The sequence below is a fragment of the Streptomyces sp. WAC06614 genome, from assembly GCF_003949795.1.
Classification (GTDB): Bacteria; Actinomycetota; Actinomycetes; order Streptomycetales; family Streptomycetaceae; genus Streptomyces.
In genome coordinates this window covers 1-1,913 of the sequence record NZ_RPRY01000618.1, presented here as the reverse complement: position 1 = coordinate 1,913, position 1,913 = coordinate 1, and the positions used below count along the sequence as shown (strand labels likewise).

Sequence of the window (1,913 nt, the reverse complement as noted above, 5' to 3'; positions counted from 1 at the left end):
ACCCGGTAGGCCCCGGCCCGCCCCGCAGGGACCAGGCTCGGCAGGAGCAGCGCCCACAGCGCCGCCACCCTCCGCTGGAGCTCCCCGTACGGCATCCCGGTGCCCGACAGCACCTCGATGCCGCACGCCGCCGCCGCGACCAGCGACTCCACGCTCTCCCAGCCGCCCCGCGCGGGCAGTTCGCCCAGCTCACCGGCGTCCCGCGCCTGCCGCAGCAGCGTTCCCACCGCCGACAGCCAGGCCGCGTAGAAGTCGGTCACCGGCGGCCGCTGCCCGGCGCACTCCTTGGTGATCCGGAAGCTCGCCGGGACCGCCGGGTCCTCGTGCAGCGTCCGCGCCAGCCAGTGCGTGGTGTCGATCAGGGCCTGCAACGGCGAGGCCCCGGCCTCGCGCAGCGCCCGTACGGATGCGTGCAGCAGCGCACAGCCCCGCTGCTGCACGGCCTCGGCCAGCTCGTCCTTGGAGGCGAAGTGGAAGTACAGCGCCCCCTTCGTCACCCCGGCCGCCCCGGCGATGTCACCGAGCGTGGCGTGGGCGTATCCGTTGCGGTGGAACATCTCGGCCCCGGCGATGACCAGCCGCCGCCGCGTCCGTTCCGACCTCTCCTGCACCGCGACCGTCTCCTCTCGCCTGCCGCTACCACGTGGAAAGGTGGGGGGAAGCTGGAAGGGCGGGCCCGTCAGACCCGGACGAGCCGCTCCCCGCCGGCCTCCACCGCGACCTCCGCGGCGTTCTCCGGCCCGGCCATCAGGATCGACCGCTGCAACCGGCGCAGCGCCGCCGACGGCTCCAGCCCCAGCTCCCGTACGAGCGTGCCGCGCAGCCGCTGGTACACGTCCAGCGCCTCGCCGCGCCGCCCCGAGCGGTGCAGGGCGAGCATGAACTGCCCGTGCAGGTTCTCGTGGGTGCGGTACCGGCTCGCCAGGACCGTGAGTTCCGCGAGCAGTTCGCGGTGGCGCCCCAGCCGCAGGTCGGCCTCGATGCGCTGGTCGAGCGCGCACAGCCGGGTCTCCTCCAGCCGCCGCGTCTCCATCTCCAGCTGCACCCCGCCCTGTACGTCGGCGAACGCGGGCCCCGACCACAGCGCGAGCGCCTCCCGCAGCTGCCGCGCGGCGCCCGGGAAGTCCCCGGCGTCCATGGCGCGGTAGCCGGTGCCGGCGAGCCGGTCGAACTCGCGGACGTCGCTGGTGCCGCCGTTGCTGTGGAGGAGGTAGCCGCCGGGCAGCGTGACGAGCACGTCCTTGGCGGTCCGCACAGGGCCCCCGTCGCCCCCGTCGCTCCCCTGTCCGGCCTCCAGGGCCGTGGCGATGAGGGCACGCAGCTGCAGCACGTACGTCTGGAGGGTGGTCCGCGCGCTGCGCGGCGGTTCGCCGCCCCACAGCTCTTCTATCAGCGCCGAGACGGGCACGACCTGGTCCGCATGGAGGGCCAGCAGCGCCAGGACCTGTCGGGGCTTCGGAGCGGTGGGCGTGATGGAGATTCCGTTCTCCCGCACGGCCAGTGCGCCCAGTACATCGATGTCCACGCCGTACTCCCTCCCCCGGGCTGGTGCCGGGAGACCCCAGTCATTGGATGAGTCGCAGATTCAGTAGAAAACAGGACCGACGGTTTGTCAATATCAAACCGGTCGTGCTGTTTTGGGGACCATCAAGACCCCACCCACACTCAAGAACCGCTGCTGACCAGGGAGTTGAGCTACCTATCACCGGGCCGAAGGATGCCGTGAACCCCTAGACCCGCCCTTGACGGGCACCACAAAGCACACCGGGACGCCCGTTCGATGCCATTCAAACAGACCGTTCAGTCTGATCCGAACGTCCGACAGAGCTCCTCACACCCGGCCCCGCCCACGGCATCAGCGACCCCACCGACCCCCGCGTCGGCGGCCCCACCAGCGGCCCCACCAGCAGACC

2 protein-coding genes are annotated in these 1,913 nt (G+C 72.1%); both read right to left on the bottom strand.

The annotated features are described in order from the left end of the window. Positions 1–611: ScbR family autoregulator-binding transcription factor (locus EF918_RS35340; protein WP_148141346.1), on the bottom strand; the 611-nt coding region annotated here is incomplete at its 3' end. A gap of 68 nt (positions 612–679) precedes the next feature. Beyond that, complete coding sequence (locus tag EF918_RS35335) at positions 680–1,525, bottom strand: AfsR/SARP family transcriptional regulator (RefSeq protein WP_125652930.1); 846 nt, start codon at positions 1,523–1,525, stop codon at positions 680–682. Positions 1,526–1,913: the final 388 nt, after the last annotated feature.